The following is a 16,450-nucleotide window of genomic DNA, read 5'->3' as shown; positions in this document are numbered from 1 at the left end:
AGTATGCCTTTAGCCGACGTACGTTCACAATTTCCTGCGCTGACACAAGATGCCAATCAGCCCCCTTTGGTCTATCTGGATAGCGCCGCAACCACTCAGAAACCGCAAGTGGTGATCGACGCCATTCAACAATATTACAGCCAGCAAAATGCCAACGTGCATCGCGGGAGCCATTCTTTAACCGCCAAGGCCACTTCTCTGTTTGAAGAAGCCAGAGAGACGGTTGCCCACTTTATAGGTGCGCAACCGAAAGAGGTCATTTGGACCCGAGGCGCCACAGAAGCGTTAAACTTGATCGCGCAAACTTATGCTCGAAGCACGCTTCAGGCGGGGGATGAGATTTTGATTGGTGAAATGGAACACCACGCGAACATTGTTCCTTGGCAAATTGTGGCAGAGCAGACGGGGGCAAATATCGTTAAAATCCCAATGACGCCGTTGGGCGAACTCGATATGGTGGCATTTAAGGATCGGTTATCTCGCAACGTGAAGATCGTCGCTGTCGCGCATATGACGAACGTAACAGGACACCGTCAACCGATTGAACAGATCATAACGCTCAGCCGCCAAGTTGGCGCGATCAGTGTCATCGATGGGGCTCAAGGCATTGTTCATGAATCCGTAGACGTTAAAACACTGGATGCCGATTTCTATGTCTTTTCTGGTCATAAATTATACGCACCAGCAGGGATTGGCGTGTTGTACGGGAAGTTCGATTTACTGCAATCCATGCCCCCATGGCATGGCGGTGGCAAAATGGTGGAACGCGTGAGTTTCAGCGGCACCACATTTTCCGAACTTCCAGGAAAATTCGAAGCTGGCACACCAAACGTCGCGGGAGCCATTGCATTAGGCGTCGCCATCAACTGGTATCGTTCGTTTCCTCTTAAAGAAATAGAATCGCACATCCACCGTTTACAAGCACTCGCAGCTGAACAACTTAACCAAATGGACGACATTACGCTGCTTGGCTATCAGCCTAACGCGAGCGTGCTGACGTTTGTTGCTGATGGCATTCACCACCAAGACATCGCCACTCTTTTAGACCAGCAAGGCATCGCTGTACGCGCTGGTCATCATTGCGCCCATCCACTCATGGATGCCTTCGGCGTGTCAGGCACCGTCAGAGTCTCGTTTGGGATTTACAATACGGAAGAAGAGGTAGAAAGGCTGGTGAAAGCTGTCGAGAAAGCACTAGAGCTGTTGTAAAGGCATCAAACGTGAAACGACCAGCTGAAGCCTTGGGTACTCACGCAATAGCGCAATAGTGCAATAGTGCAATAGTGCAGCGAGATAGCCTCTACGAAGTCCTGTTTCTGACTCAATTTAAGTATGACGCTCATTCAATAAAGCCAACCCTAAAATAAAACTGGGTTGGCTTTCTTATATTGTGACGCACTCAACTCAATATCTTGCTAGAAAGAAGTCACATTTGAAGTTGATGTACCAAGCGCATTGACAGCAACTAGCTGATAATCGTATCTTGAGCCCGCTGACGCCGTACTATCAATATAACTCGTCAAATCACCATCAATACTCGCAATTTTACCTCCAGAACGCCACACTTGGTACGAATCGGCCAGACCACCAGTATTAGGTAGAGTCCAACTCAATGCTAGCCCACCCACACTGGACTGAACCGCCAAATTTGTGATGGTTGCTGGCGCTTGGAACTTGATCCCTTGCAGTAGGTTAGATGAACTGTTTCCCAATCCATTTTTAAACCGTATCTGATAGTTGTAGCCTCCACCTACGGAAACATCCCTATCATAATACACAGTGCTAGAACCATGGATACTATCTATCAGCCCACCATTGCGCCATATTTCCGTTACCGCGACTGTCCCACTGTTTTCGGGCACCGACCATTTTAATTCAATAAAATTCGCCCCGACTTTTCCGGTAAGATCTTGAGTCGAAACAGGATGACCATAGACTACGCCGTACAGAATGGCAGAATCCTTATAATCTGCGTTGTAAAACGCCCTGAGTTGATAATTACAAGGAGAAGTGAGCGTACATTGACCGGCATTCAAATCATCATAAAAATTTTGCCCATTCGCAGCCGAACCAATTTGATTCCCATTTCGGTAGACATCCACTCTATCGTACACAACACCGTACTCACCTATATCCCACGTCAATCGCATGTGATCTCCCGATAGCGGATTGGCAGTAAAAGCCGACGGAGCATTGAACCTTAAAGCAACGGTTTGAACCGATACTACCGCAGACGCAGTTTGGTTTGGTATCGACTGAATTTGGTAGTTAACCAGTCTGCCTTCGGGCGCAGATTCGTCCAGATACGATGTGCTATTGGCTGCCAGCGAGGCAATTTTCACCCCATCTCGCCAGACATCAAAAGCGGTTTCATTGGTTACCTTGTCTTCCCAGTTCAGTAAGATTTTTGACCCACCTTTAGGCGTTGCGACGAGGTTTTCAGGTTGCCCGGAAACGGGATCAGAGACGACACCTAATGTCCGAGTAAAGCCCTGTCCAACATACACGATAGGACTGGTATTGGCTTGATCAACAATGCTTCGTATACCCAGTGTGGAAATGGGCTCATCATTGTTTTCAATCGTATAACGCCTTCCAGACACAAGGGTTATGTCCACTTCTCGATTGGTGCTATTTGCAATCACATTGCCGTTAGAATCCACAATTTTCATGGATTGCCAAGGGTTACTGATTTTCAAGTTACCTGAGCTACCTGCGGTTATTGCTGCCGCTTTCAACTCACCACTTTGAAAATCCGCCGCCACAATATGTTGCCCAGCTATCTTTGCAGCACCTTGTAACGTCCAAGTATTTGGCAGCCCAACACCCAATCGAAGCACACCGTCATAATATTGCACAATAGACTCTTGAATTCCGTGAGACATATTGCCGAGCATTTCTATTTGTCCATGCCCATTGTCCGGTCCAAAGTCCGGGTGCCCACCACTGGAAAATCCATTCGTCAGCTGAGCTCCACCATAAATATGATGTTTTAATGAGTAGAGTAATGAATCTGCTACTTTGTCTTTCAACCCAAGACGCGCAGCCCAAGTCGCGTCGAAATTCCATTCGTATCGATTTGGGAAGTACTGGTAATTATATGACCGTTGGGCAAGAGCCAAATCTGGCTTTCCTACACCAAATAGATTGTATGGCCAAACGGCCTCCATTTCCGGATTCTGGAAGTTACTGAGCCCACTGTTTAACTTATTCTCTGTCCACGCAAGAATCGCGTTGCTATCTGTTTTACTGATGTTCGGATCCGATTGTCTCCAATAAGCATTGTCTGACCCGTGATTTTTGTTTGTTATAGGTAAAGAAGGCATGTATGGCGTTACAGAATCGATTTTGCGGATAAGGGCTGCGTAATCGCCCTTTCCATCGCTATTGCTATCCACTTTATTTTGGGCCCAAGCCCTCACTTTAGGAAACAATGCTTTCATGGATGCGACAATCAAAGAAGGGTTTTGAGTGTAAAACCAATTCTCAAATGTATTGCCTTTTACCGTGTACTTACCCGTCGTTGAATCCACCTCTCCGACGGTGGCCATAAACAAGGTCACTTTACGAATAAACTCTGCTTTGGATTCTAAGTACGCCGTATCCCCAGTCAAATCCGCATACTGAAACAAGGTTAAGGCGACAGCGGCTCCCGTTTCGTATTGGTTTGTTGTATACCAATGGGAATTTGGGTTGCAGTATTCAACCCCAATATGCTCAGTGCCATCCCCCAAATCGTTACCAGAAATGGATACATAATAGTTGTGTTTGTCGTAACGATTATTGTCTGTGATACACACCCCCTCCACCGTTGAAGGGAAATTATCTCGAGTATTCTCTTCAGACTTCGATAAATTGCCTGTATACCACTCAAAATAAGGCTTCATTAAGTGAGCCTGACCGGACGCCAACATCGTGTAATACTGATTTCGTGAGTTGAAATTCCAATCACCACCGTAGTAGTAGTTCCATTGTCGGTTTGCCTCTTTTCCCGGACCAATTAGCCGAGAGCGACCGCCTTGAGTAATGGGGTATTGCCCTTGCGCACCGATCGAACTGTAATAGAGGTTAAGTGTACGCGCCGATTCAAAAAGCGCTTCTGGCTTAGACGTATCATTTCGATCCACGTCGATCCTGATAGGCATCACGTTTGCCCATCGGTTATGCCACTCCGATTTCGCATTTTGTAGTAAGTTAGCCTCTCTCAACATGCCATTATGAGCGGTTGCAAGTTCAGCAACACCGGTGTCACTGAATGCCATACTTTCCCACTCAGTGGCAGAAAATATCACCCTCAAATTGCCATCCGCATCCGCTGAAACCGTTTGTTGAATGCCATCAGAGATTGATGCTTTCGTTATACTCGTTCCAGTAGATTGTATCGCCGTTACCATGCCTCCTCTAAAAGTAGGATTGAGTGGATCACTTAGCCCTTCGGTAAACCCAAACACCCCATTTTGAGCATCGTTTACCCAGGTCGGTGCCCTACCGGGCCAAAGATTAAGGTTTAATCGTTGAGTTTGATTGGCGGAAAGGCCACTCATATCAACGATGATCGCATCTTTCGTTTTGTCGGCGTAAACTCTTACTGTCACCGCTCCATCGTTTGCAGTAAACACGCCATCAGCCAAGTCTAAAGAAGCCTGAAAAGGTGTAAGGGCGCTACCATCCATGTTCTCCAAATCTGGAAACGACAAAACTCCATTACTTCGATTCCCTAGGATTTGATTCGTATGTTGGACTTGCACGTGCATCCCATACCCATCTTTCCACCAAACAGATCCCCCAACGGTTCCATTCCCTATTGGAGCGAAATCTATGGCTGAAGGTTGGTTTTGGTAAACGATGTTAGATCGCTTAACCCACTGAATTTTGTCTATCGCAAGCTCGCCACCTTGAATTGCGACTGGTCCACTCATCACCCCAAAGGGTGATAAAATCGATGTCAGTGCAAAGACTCTCAAATAGCTAACATTCATATTTAAAACTCCATTTTATATACAAACATTAACAACCTTATCAAATGGAGATTTTTTGTACAGACATGAATCATACGTTTTCAACACCACTCAGAAGAAGAAATAAACCCAACACCCCCTAGTGTTTTGATTTAAAAGACAAATAAGAGAATTCAATTGATATGATGTTGAAAAAAGCCAGAAAAGCATTGCTAAAAAGTAGACCAATAGCACATTTCAGAATGAGCAACTCAGACATTGATCTACACTTTTCTGATAGTGACATATCTGAATAACATCAAGACACAGTGAAACCGCAACACCTAGCACCTTGAGCTGATTTACCACTGGGTAGAGGGACTATTGAGTGGAGAAGAGGCTATTGGGTAGAGAGCCGAATGTGATCCACAATAGCTTTTAGGCCATTGCCTCGCGACGGGCTTAAATGCGCGATAAGACCCGTTTTTTCAAAATAGTCTTCTATATCAAACTGCGCAATCTGCTCCGACGTTTTGCCGTCATAAGCCGCCAGCACAAGGGCAATTAAACCACGGACGATTCTGGCATCTGAGTCAGCACAAAAATACCAGTGCTCACCCCGTTTTTCCGAAACAAGCCACACTTGGCTTTCGCATCCAGAAATTGTCACGGTATTGGACTTCAACACGTCTGGCATTACGGGGAGCTTCTTACCCCATTGAATCACCTGTCGATAGCGATCCTCCCAACTTGTAAAACGTTGCATGGTGTCTGCAATGTCGTCACTAGAAAGATCAGTTCCAAATGGGGAGGAAGGAAAGTTGCTCATTGTCTTAATTGATGCCTAGAAATTAACTGAGTGGGATTATACCTATTTTCATCAATGGATGCGCCTAGCGTACAGACATAAAAAAGCCCAACACTATGGTCGGGCAACGCTATGGTCGGGCAATGACAGTTCGTTGAAAAAGACTCACCTCATCCCACGCAGAAGAAGCTTTTCTACTACGCGAGAAACTGCCACAAAACCAAAAGTGGCAGTCACCACGGTTGTCGCGCCAAAGCCACTGGCACAATCCATGCGCTTCGGACCTTCTGCTGTCGATTTCGTGGCACAAACGCTGCCGTCTGCTTGTGGGTATTTCAGTTGCTCAGTGGAGAATACGCACTCAATCCCAAACTTACGCTGCGGATTTTTAGGGAAATTGTGATGGCGACGGAGCGTGTCTTTGATCTTCTTCGCAAGCGGGTCTTGAATGGTTTTGGTTAAATCCGCAACCTGAATTTGTGTTGGGTCAACTTGCCCGCCCGCACCGCCGGTTGTCACCACTTTGATCTTATTGCTACGGCAATACGCCAACAATGCCGCCTTAGCCTTAACACTGTCGATCGCATCCAGTACATAATCAAAGTCTTTAGTGATGTATTCTTTTAGGTTATCCGGTGAAATAAAATCATCAATTAAGTTCACCTTGCATTCAGGGTTAATCAATTTGACCCTTTCCGCCATGACTTCAATCTTGCTTTGACCGACGGTGCCATTTAAGGCATGAATTTGACGGTTGATATTGGTGACACATACATCATCCATATCAATCAATGTCAGCTCGCCGATACCCGTTCGGGCAAGGGCTTCTACTGCCCATGAACCGACACCACCAATACCGACCACACAAACATGAGACGCCCGAAGTATGTCCACTTCAGAGTGTCCGTATAACCGCCTTGTGCCACCAAATCGCTGATCGTACTGCTCGGATGCTGGGGGAAGGTTGTCTTGCATGTTATGACCTTGTGCAAAAATTGAGTTCAAAAAGAAAGAGTGCGATTTATACGCACTCTTCATAAAAAAGTCTAGCCTACCCGTTTAATCGCGCTTTTCAGGAGGCAACTCCCAGGGTGATTGTGTGGGGGACGCTTCCAGCCCTAGCTTCCACACTCGGCCAAAATGCCGATAATGACCAGCCTGCGTTCCAGCTCTTGGTCCCATGCCATGATAGAGATCGAGGTGGTTCTGTTTTACTGCTCCCCCCGTATCCAATACAATCAGCAGCCTCAGCTCATGTACACCGCTGAACGTACCATCCGCATTGAGTAGCGGCACTTCCGCCAAAATAGGCGTGCCCATTGGGAACAAACGCCTGTCTCCCGCGACAGACGCCATGGGTAACAGCGGAATGCCAGCTGTTCCCGTCACCGGAGCCGCTTGCCTAGGCTCAAAGAAAACGTAAGAGGGGTTTTGCTCCAAAAGCTCGCGAACCACGTTTTCTTCTTGTGACAACACCCATTCTTTAATGGCTTTTAACGACATTTTCTCGCGAGGGACTTGGTTTCGCTCAATCAAAACTTTACCAATACTCACATACGGGTGACCGTTTTTGCCACTGTAGGCAAAGTATTCTAACGTGTCATCGTCTTCAAAATGCACAAAGCCACTGCCCTGCACTTCCATAATAAACGGGTCAATCCTATTCGCCGCGTAACCGAGTTCCAACCCTAACCCATTTAATGCGCCATCGTTGATGTCTGCACGAGTTGGACACTGGTCGTCACACTCTGGCATTTTGTAAACGGGGTAGCGAAACGTATCGTTAGGCTGGTGTCTAAGCTCTATAACAGGAGAAAAGTAGCCAGTAAATAACACATTGCCTTTGTTGTCGCCGCCACCGAGCTGAGCAGACTGAATACCATAATTGGCGAGATCACTTAACTCACCACTATTCAGTACCCAAGCAGAAAGCTGCTCATACAAAGATTGATAGGTGCTGGCCATCGAAGGCGATTGAGATAAAACGACCTTTGCCTGAGCCTCAAACGCCAGAAAGTTTCGGGGCTTATTCGACTCAATTTGAGCCGTTTGATTCAATGGCGATGAGAACTCACCATCAAGATATTGCTGACCGCGTTCTTTTGGTGCAGCACACCCAACAAGAACCAACGCGATACCGAAGAAAAGAATTTTTTTAAACACAAAGACATCCAGACAAAATGATTTCTATCAGCATGGCAAAATATGCTGCCATCAGCAACATTAGTCACCCTATTGAGATACCTAATTGCTTGAATTTAAGACAACAGGAGGTGAGGTATTTAAAAATATGGATTCATAATGTTCAGGCCGAAGCCGGCGCATTCTATTGAAACTTTCAGAAACCACGATGAATTCATGTTCAATGCCCCCAATTTCGAACGCCAATTCAGTGCCATTAAAATTGAAATTGGACGTCAGAATACGTCCATCTCGGTAAATGCCTTCGGGTTTAATGGTATAGGAATCCGACACGTAGGGGGCAACGTGCTGCTCTACCCAATGGCCATAGATTTTCTTTTTGAGATCTTGTTGATGAACCTGATGGCCACCCAAAACATGATATAACGCGACAACTGCGCCAATAACAACAGTGCCGATCAACAATATGGTACGCACATAATACGACACATCACGACTCAAACTTCCCCGCAACATCTTGCTCACTTCATCACTCATACATCTCATCACGTGCGTCAAGAATTACAGGTGTACACTACAACCTCTATATAAACCAAGTCGTCTATATCAACCAGTGCCTATACTAACCTTCTGACAATGTCACCGTCAGCGCAGTTACGCTGACTTTTTACTCAGTTTAAACCTTAGTTTGTATGAATTCGCAGTACATGATTCATTATTTGACACAGTTCCAAATTTTTGATTGAACAAAAAGGAATTTAGCGTCAATATACAAAAATAAATAGTCACAAATTTAGCATAAATAGTCACAGAAAGGTTAAATAGTGAAAATAAGAAGCACAGCTCTGGTTAAAGGGTTTAGACAATCCGCCCCTTATGTTAACGCTCATCGTGGAAAAATCATGGTGGTCATGCTGGGTGGAGAAGCGTTCGAAGATCAGAATTTTGGCAACATAATTAACGATATCGCGCTGCTACACAGCTTGGGGGTAAAAATCGTGCTGGTCCACGGTGCACGCCCTCAAATTAACCAATTACTCGAGAAGCAAGATCATCATACGCCATACTATAAGGGTATTCGTGTCACCGATGAAAAAGCCCTCAGTGTGGTAATGCAAGCGGCTGGGCAGTTGCAGCTCGCCATTACTGCTCGGCTCTCCATGAGCTTAAATAATACGCCGATGGCGGGAACTCAACTGAACGTGGTTAGCGGAAACTTTATTGTCGCTCAGCCCATTGGGGTCGCCGATGGCATCGATTATTGTCATAGCGGTCGTATTCGCCGGATCGATACCGATGGAATTTACCGAACACTTCAACATGGCTCTATTGTTCTTCTCGGTCCTATTGGGTCTTCTGTTACCGGTGAAAGCTTTAACTTGCTTTCGGAAGAAGTCGCCACGCAAGTCGCCATCAAACTCAAAGCTGATAAGTTGATTGGCTTCAGTTCTGAGCAAGGCATTACGGACGATTTAGGTAACGTTATTGCGGAGCTCTTCCCAGCTGATGCCGAGGCAATACTTCAACAACGTGTTTCCGATTCGGACGAAGGGCAAAGAGGATCCATTCGCTTCCTTAAAGCGGCCATTTCCGCATGTCGAGCGGGCGTTCCAAGAAGCCATTTGGTGAGCTACAAGCTTGATGGCGCTATCCTACAAGAGCTGTTCTCGCTCGATGGGATCGGAACCCAAATTGTCATGGCCAGTGCAGAGCAAGTTCGCGGTGCAGATATCGATGATATTGGCGGAATACTGGATTTGATTCTCCCACTAGAAGAACAAGGTATTTTGGTTCGTCGTTCTCGCGAACAGCTGGAACAGGAAATCCACCAATTCACGATCATCGAGAAAGACGGCATGATCATTGGCTGTGCCGCTCTGTATCCGTTTATTGAAGACAAAACGGGGGAAATGGCGTGTGTGGCTATTCACCCTGACTATCGCGATAGTAACCGTGGTGTCCATTTACTCAAGCACATATACAATCAAGCAAAAACAATGGGGTTGGAGAATTTATTTGTGCTCACCACCCAAAGTATTCACTGGTTTAGGGAGCAAGGTTTTACAGAAGTGGGTATTGAGGCATTACCCGGAGAAAAACAAGATTTATATAACTATCAGCGACGCTCTAAGATTTTACAGCTTCACGTTACTTAATGGAGCGCCATTCTGATTAATTACTTAAGCAACTGATTTATAATTAATTGCTAAAAAAAACCGCAGATTGGTCACAAATTGACTTTTCATATGACAATCTGCTGGTACAATCCCTAGCACTGGAAAGCCCTGATTTCCAGTAATCAATTCAGTTGAACCATTCCGTTTCATTTCTGAGTTTGCTCTATTGCAAATCTCATAATTTAAAATGTCAACGTCAAGAATGTTCACTGCCACATGGAGGTTCACTCTAATACGGAGCCAAATGCTAGGAAGCGAGAGTCCACAACTTGCGAGCATAAACTCAATGAGAACCATTATTTGCAACTCTGCCCAAAGCTTTTGGGATATGGCCGACAATCAGTTTTTAGATGGCAGAGAAGTACACTGCGTTTTTCCAGTAAACGACAGCATGAAACATTACATCATGTCTTATAAAAATCGTTGCAATATAAAAAGCATTTCATTTTCAGAAGTATTCAGTACGAGGTTAAATGAAAACGGCAACGTTACCGATATGTTCAGATTCTTAGCGCTCACCGAAGCCTAATAATTTGATGGTTCACCAAGGACGGTGAAGCCAGACATTCAATTGTGTTTTTCTCTACACCAATCGCCCAGCCAATCCACTCGCACGCAACGTTTTGATTTTCACCCCTCGATTGATCACATTTCGCTCACCAAACAGATCCAGTTTTTTCTTCGCTCGCGTAATGCCCGTGTAGATAAGCTCTCGCGTTAAAATAGGGCTAAAACTGGGCGGCAAAACCATGATCGTATGCTCAAACTCACTCCCTTGAGATTTATGAATGGTCATGGCATACGCCGTTTCGTGTTCAGGCACTCGACTGGGTAAAACGCCCTTCACTGTGCCATCGGGTAATTCAAAATACACTCTAAGCCTTGGCTCTTCTTCAGATTCGTCCAACATGCAAATTCCAATGTCGCCATTATAAAGCCCAAGAGCATGGTCATTTCGAGTCACCATGACGGGTCTACCGGAGTACCAAACGTCATCCGTGGCAGGCAACGTATTCTGTTTTTTAAGTCTCTGCTCAACCCGATGATTCAGTCCGGTTATTCCAAAATCCCCTTCGCGAATGGCGCACAACAACCGGCATTCTGAAAACCGTTTTAATACTTGCTTTGCTTTCGTATTGGCGGATTCATCCTGTGAAATGGTACGGTGGACTTCTCGTAAATAAGGGGCGTAGCCCTTAGTCACCATTTGCAACATCTGCTGATAAGTGTCTTTGTCCAAGTCATGATGAGTAATATCATCAAACCCTTGCTCCCAGACTTTTTCAACACGAATAGGATGACCTGAATTGATCGCCTTAGCTAATTGCCCAATGCCAGAGCGGACATCAAAGCGATAGCTTTTTTGCAACATACACAAACAATCCACTATGGGCGGGGAGGACGCTGAGTGTTGGTGACTCACGGTATCGTAGCCCGTCAACATGGCGATTTGCTGGCTTTGCGCTGGGCTCATGGCTTGATCACTAAAATCGCAGATATCGCCTAGCACGGCCCCAGCCTCGACAGAGGCAAGCTGATCTTTATCGCCAAGCAAAATCAATCTCGCCTTCGGTGGCATCGCATCCACCAGCTTATACATCATAGGAAGATCGACCATTGAGGCTTCATCGACAACCAAAATATCGAGGTGTAATGGGTTGCCTTTATGATGTCGGAATTCCGCTCGCCCTGGGATGGCACCAAGTAAGCGGTGAATCGTACTCGAATCGGTTGGAATTTGGTCGCGAATGCTAGGCTCGATTGGCAATACGTCCACCGCTTTGCCGATCGATTCCGTTAAACGAGCCGCAGCTTTCCCCGTTGGCGCAACCAGCTTAATGTCTGGCACCTCACCTAAATCACTCCCCTGCTGAACCAGCGCCGCCAGCAATTTCGCGACCGTTGTCGTTTTCCCGGTTCCCGGTCCTCCAGAAATCACCGCAAAACGCCGAGTAAGCGCGACCGCTGCCGCCACTTTTTGCCAGTTTAAACAAGCAGACTGGGGCACTAACGTATCCAAAACGTTTAAGTCGGTCACTTTCTTGGCACTCACCAAAACGTGATCGATCGCGTTCCAGTCCAATGCTTCAGGCGTCACCACATCGAGATGATCGCATACCCATTGCTGACGCATGACCTGATGGCTTGGTTCGGAATGAACGATGGTCGAAAACAAATAACGGTAACTTCGGGCAAACAAATGATCCAAGGTAGTTTTCAATCGAGCGGCTTGATTCGGCTCCAACACGATGGGCGACATCAGATCACGCAACGTTTGACTGAGCACCACCTCGTAATGCCAATAGCGATGCAGATACAAGTTTGCACCGTCTAAAATCAAAGGCTTGGCTTCACCATTGCGCCCAACAACGGGGGAACTTTCCAGCTCTTTTTTCCAATCCATACCCGCGAGTTTTTCTTGCAATAACTGTGCTTGTTCACCGTATAAGCCAAGACAAGCTGGCATATCGACTCTGTCCATTGGCACACAAATGTGCCCTTTTCCTAGCTCAGAACTGACTACCCCCGCAATAAAAGGCACGAAGAGATTTAAATCTGGCTGCAAAGACGCGACGAATCGAGCAAATTGATAATCGAGCTGGCGAACAGTGCCTTGAGCAGCAAATTGCTGCATGACATTGAGTAAATCCGCTGTGGGCATACCAGTGCTAACTGGCTGAGAATCAGACATCTAATGCTTCTCCATCAATGAGCTTATCGAACTGCTCCAAGAAGGTTTGGGAAGGTTTGGTTGAAAAGATCCCGTTATTCGATTGCCCATCCACACCTCGCAAAAAAAGGTAATACACACCACCAAAATGTTGTTCGTAGTCATAACGTGCCAGCCGACTTTTTAGGAAGCGGTGCAATGCCAACGCGTAGATTTGATATTGTAAATCGTATCGGTGATCCGCCATCGCACGGGCCAAGTTTTCGCCATGGTAATCCGTAACGGAATCCCCTAAGTGATTCGATTTCCAGTCGAGAACATAATACTTTCCTTCGTGCTCGAAGACTAAATCGATAAACCCCTTCAACATGCCTTTTAAGCGATGAAAGCCCAAATCTCCTGCCTGCTTAGAAAGCGGATCATGTTGATGAGCCAGTTGGTTAAACGTTGGGGCAAGGAGTACATCTATCGGCAGTAAGAATTCCATTTCAACCAATAATTGGCTTGGTGTTTTGTTCGAGAGCAAGAGCCCTTTACCATCTAAAGGGGTGTTCAGCACCGTATCAACTAATAATTCCAATACAGGCTGCCATTCAGGATCAAGCTGTTCTACTTCCATCAAATGGGCAAGGGTGGCTCTGTTCGCTTCGCTGCTTGCAGGTTCGGTGAACGTCACCTCTTCAAACAAGGTGTGCAGAAACGTGCCCGGTCTTGCACCGCGAGGAAAGGTAAAAATAGAGCGTGCCGGCGCTTCCAGTAAATGCGCTTCCTCTTCGGAAAAGGAATCAATATCAAACCCTGCCACTTCAAAAGAGGCGTCATGTGCGCCGTAACCTGACTGCTTGACCAGCCCCGAATAACTGCTGATTCTCCAAAAGCGATCGATATCTTGTTGCAACTCTTTTGCCGTCAGGGCTTCTCGCGTTTCTTCTATTGATGAATAAGGCTGAGCGGGCAGCTCCGGTGGCGCTTCAATGGTCATGACATCTTGATGTGTTGTCACCTGACCCAAGCACCCCGCTAGCTCTTCTGGCGTTTTCGCCTCGCCGCTTTGCACTAAATACCCAATCGCACTCAAGTGAAGCCCAGATGGGCCTTTTGTCGCTCGCCCTTTGCGTATCGGGGTCATACCAATAAAGCAGCCATAAACCGCACGGGTCAGCGCCACGTATATCAAACGTAAATCTTCCGCTAGTCTTTCTTTGTCTGCCAGCTCTAGGGCGTCACTGTTCTTCGTGATGTCCAAGACGGTTTTGTCTTGCTTTGCATCGTAATACTTGCCTTCGCTGGCTTCACGGTAACTGCTGACAAAGGGAAGAAAGACCAAATCGTATTCCAACCCCTTAGATTTATGGATGGTGACAATTTGAACCAAATTACGCTCAGACTCCAAACGCTGGATTTGTTCGTCGCTGCCGCCCGTTAAGCCAGACTGAATATCACTGATGGTGTCAGAGAGCCAACGTAATAAACCGTGATCGCTTTCCAAAGACAAACTGGCTTGCTGCAACAACTCGCCAATGTGCAACAAATCGGTAATGGTGCGCTCCCCGTTGTCTTCTTCCAGCAAACGCTCCGCAATGGTTCGTTTTGCCATAACGGAACGGATCATTGGCATCACGCCACGCTGCTGCCAAAGTTTTCGGTATTCCCGAAACTCATTCACCGTGTTTTCCCACAGTGTTTCTTCGTTGTTAAGCGCATCCAGCTCGCGGGCGTTCAACGCAAATAAAGACGATGCTAAGCAAGCACGAAGCGTTTTGTCTTGTTCTGGTGTCAGCACCGCTTGGAGCAACCGCTGTACATCGGACGCCACCGCACTCTCAAACACGCTGTCTCGGTTCGACAAATACACACTGGCGATACCTTGTTTCGCTAAGGCGTCTTTTATTTTTCTGCCTTCAGCGCCGGTTCGAACCAACACCGCAATGTCACCCGCTTGTACATCGTGGCGTTCCCCCCCAGTTTCAAACCAAGCTTGCTGTTGATCTGATGCGGTTAAAATCGTTTGGATTTGGCTCGCCGTCGCAGAGGCCATCACAGACAGGTAATCCCCTTTCGTTACAGGCCTGCCATCTTCGTCTTCATGCAGCCAAAACCTCAGAGCTGGCTGTTTAACCCCATTTAAATACCAATGGCTGGAATCGGCTTTCGGGCTGAATTTAACGGGTCTGAATGGGATATCGTCGTCATAAATAAAAGGGGCATCGCTGAAGTCGAAAATTCGGTTCACCGCCATGACCATGTCGGCGCTTGAACGCCAGTTGGTGTCCAAGGTGTAGTGATCTTGCACTTCGTTACGAGCTTTGATGTAGGTAAAAATATCCGCGCCACGAAACCCGTAAATCGCCTGTTTAGGGTCACCGATCATAAACAAGCCAGTTTGAGGCTGATCAACGTAAATTCGGCTGAATATCCGGTATTGAAGGGGATCGGTATCTTGGAATTCATCGATCATCGCCACGGGGTACAACGTTCTGATTCTTTCCGCTAACCGATCGTCACTGTCGACCTCCAATGCTGCTGAAAGCTGAGTGAGAAGATCATCGAACGATAACCAGTTTTTTCGTTGTTTGGCTTTTGCCAGTAGCCCCCGACACTCAGCAATGGCGTGCGCCAAAATGGGATCGCGTAACGAAACCGACTGCGAGATAAAGTCGTCTATCTGTTCAAATACAGGATGAACAGGTGGCGCACCTTTGGGGGTTTTTTCATTCAATACTGACTGGCTAAATTTCTCCAGTTTGTCAGGAAACGCATAATCGACCGTCGGGCTCGCCGCCCAACTATTGACTTGATCTAACCAACTCGGCAACGCTTTTTTGGTGTAGCTGCGTTTGTTCACATCCGAGTTTGAGATCAAGTCTGGCAAATCGTCTTGTGCTGCGCGCCACTGCGTTTTGAGGTCGTCGATTTTCCTTAAATTCTGCTGATGTAAGTCCGCAATGTTGGTGGAAAGCGGTGCCACAGTCAGCTCAATATCCGCCCCCGTTAAGTGCCGAGACACATCGTTAAGAAGGGCCGAAGGAGAACCCCAAATCTTGCTGATCTCGGCGGCAAGGTTGATGGGTAACGGATAAAATTGCCTGCGCCAATAGTCTGCAACCACTTGGGCTTTAAGCTGAGTTTCATCGGTCACAAATTCGTTGTTGAATCGGCTGCCCGATTCAAATGCATTTTGAGTCAACATTCGCTGGCAAAAACCATGAATGGTATAGATGGCGGCTTCGTCCATTTGTCGCTCAGCCTGCAATAATATTTTTGCGGCTTCTTTGTGATCGGACATGGCATCCAGCAAAGGGGCGATCACCGGATCCTTACTTCGGTTTTCTGGTGACGCGTCAGCACGAGAAAACGCCAAACGCGCATCGTGTATTTTCGCGCGGATACGATCTCTCAACTCTGCGGTTGCCGCTTCAGTGAAGGTGACCACCAGTATTTGATCAACGGTTAATTGACAGGGATGTGATGTGTCACTATCACCATGACCAAGCAGTAGACGTAGATACAACCCCGCAATGGTGAATGTTTTCCCTGTTCCCGCAGACGCCTCGATTAATCGGGCACCATGAAGGGGGAAGTCCATTGGTGACAAAACACTCGCTTGTTGAGGTTTTGTATCGGATTGGTTAGTCATATCTCGTCGCTTCCGCTTTTTATTTTGTGATCGAACACTTATTTTGTAATTTATCATTCACTTTGATGTTCAAAATGG

General features: G+C 46.7%; 10 protein-coding genes. 3 read left to right on the top strand and 7 right to left on the bottom strand.

The features are described from left to right. Positions 1–3: 3 nt before the first annotated feature. Positions 4–1,209 (top strand): cysteine desulfurase CsdA, encoded by a 1,206-nt coding sequence (gene csdA / locus HC752_RS01945; protein WP_190333395.1) that lies wholly within the window; start codon positions 4–6, stop codon positions 1,207–1,209. Positions 1,210–1,415: 206 nt separating this feature from the next. Here the strand turns inward: csdA and HC752_RS01940 are convergent, their stop codons facing one another. The 5 genes from HC752_RS01940 to HC752_RS01920 all read right to left on the bottom strand — a co-directional run bounded on the left by HC752_RS01940 (position 1,416) and on the right by HC752_RS01920 (position 8,424). Further along, positions 1,416–4,979, bottom strand: coding sequence for a hypothetical protein (locus HC752_RS01940; protein ID WP_190333394.1), 3,564 nt, complete (start codon positions 4,977–4,979; stop codon positions 1,416–1,418). Positions 4,980–5,337: 358 nt separating this feature from the next. After that, positions 5,338–5,766, bottom strand: coding sequence for a cysteine desulfurase sulfur acceptor subunit CsdE (gene csdE / locus HC752_RS01935; RefSeq protein WP_190333393.1), 429 nt, complete (start codon positions 5,764–5,766; stop codon positions 5,338–5,340). A 144-nt stretch (positions 5,767–5,910) separates the two neighbouring features. After that, positions 5,911–6,720 (bottom strand): tRNA cyclic N6-threonylcarbamoyladenosine(37) synthase TcdA, encoded by an 810-nt coding sequence (tcdA, locus tag HC752_RS01930; protein ID WP_190333392.1) that lies wholly within the window; start codon positions 6,718–6,720, stop codon positions 5,911–5,913. 84 nt (positions 6,721–6,804) lie between these two features. Then, entirely contained in the window at positions 6,805–7,908 is a 1,104-nt protein-coding gene (mltA, locus tag HC752_RS01925) for a murein transglycosylase A (protein ID WP_190333391.1), read from the bottom strand. An 81-nt stretch (positions 7,909–7,989) separates the two neighbouring features. Continuing rightward, a complete protein-coding gene (locus HC752_RS01920) occupies positions 7,990–8,424 on the bottom strand; it encodes a DUF2850 domain-containing protein (RefSeq protein ID WP_190333390.1) in 435 nt (144 codons plus the stop codon). Positions 8,425–8,711: 287 nt separating this feature from the next. Here HC752_RS01920 and argA point away from each other — a divergent pair, with 287 nt between their 5' ends. Continuing rightward, entirely contained in the window at positions 8,712–10,043 is a 1,332-nt protein-coding gene (gene argA, locus HC752_RS01915) for an amino-acid N-acetyltransferase (RefSeq protein WP_190333389.1), read from the top strand. A 307-nt stretch (positions 10,044–10,350) separates the two neighbouring features. Further along, entirely contained in the window at positions 10,351–10,593 is a 243-nt protein-coding gene (locus tag HC752_RS01910) for a hypothetical protein (RefSeq protein WP_190333388.1), read from the top strand. Positions 10,594–10,647: 54 nt separating this feature from the next. On the opposite strand, the gene recD is transcribed toward HC752_RS01910, so the two are convergent. Next, complete coding sequence (gene recD / locus HC752_RS01905) at positions 10,648–12,756, bottom strand: exodeoxyribonuclease V subunit alpha (RefSeq protein WP_190333387.1); 2,109 nt, start codon at positions 12,754–12,756, stop codon at positions 10,648–10,650. Then, complete coding sequence (gene recB, locus HC752_RS01900; protein ID WP_190333386.1) at positions 12,749–16,372, bottom strand: exodeoxyribonuclease V subunit beta; 3,624 nt, start codon at positions 16,370–16,372, stop codon at positions 12,749–12,751. The genes recD and recB overlap by 8 nt, the downstream gene beginning before the upstream one ends. Positions 16,373–16,450 lie beyond the last annotated feature (78 nt).

Origin of the sequence: Vibrio sp. S9_S30 (assembly GCF_014694455.1) — a bacterium.
GTDB lineage: Bacteria > Pseudomonadota > Gammaproteobacteria > Enterobacterales > Vibrionaceae > Vibrio.
Note: the sequence above shows the minus strand (reverse complement) of the source record. Positions and strands in the feature narration are given on the sequence as shown.